The sequence below is a fragment of the Paraburkholderia sp. SIMBA_030 genome (assembly GCF_046535245.1).
GTDB lineage: Bacteria > Pseudomonadota > Gammaproteobacteria > Burkholderiales > Burkholderiaceae > Paraburkholderia.
The window spans coordinates 1-245 of sequence record NZ_JAWRXB010001354.1 but is presented as its reverse complement, the minus strand read 5'-3'; the positions used below and the strand labels follow the sequence as shown (position 1 = coordinate 245).

Below are 245 nucleotides of genomic sequence, written 5' to 3'. Positions count from 1 at the left end.
CTGGAGCGGCCGCGCCGCGACGATCAGGATACGGCGGCGTGGGAAGGCAATCTGAAAACCGACGCGAGCGGCCACGCGACGATGACCTTCAAGATGCCGGACTCGCTCGCGCGCTGGCGCATCACCGTGCGCGCGGCAGCGCCCGACGGCATGGTCGGTCAGCGTACCGCCTATGTGCGCTCGGACAAGGCGTTGTACCTGAAGTGGAGCGGGCCGTCGCGTTTCCGCGTCAACGATCAGCCGGC

General features: G+C 68.6%; 1 protein-coding gene. It reads left to right on the top strand.

What is annotated here, in order from left to right; translation table 11 throughout:
* Positions 1-245 (top strand): alpha-2-macroglobulin family protein (locus SB772_RS44450; protein ID WP_410839082.1); only part of this gene is annotated, 245 nt, incomplete at both ends.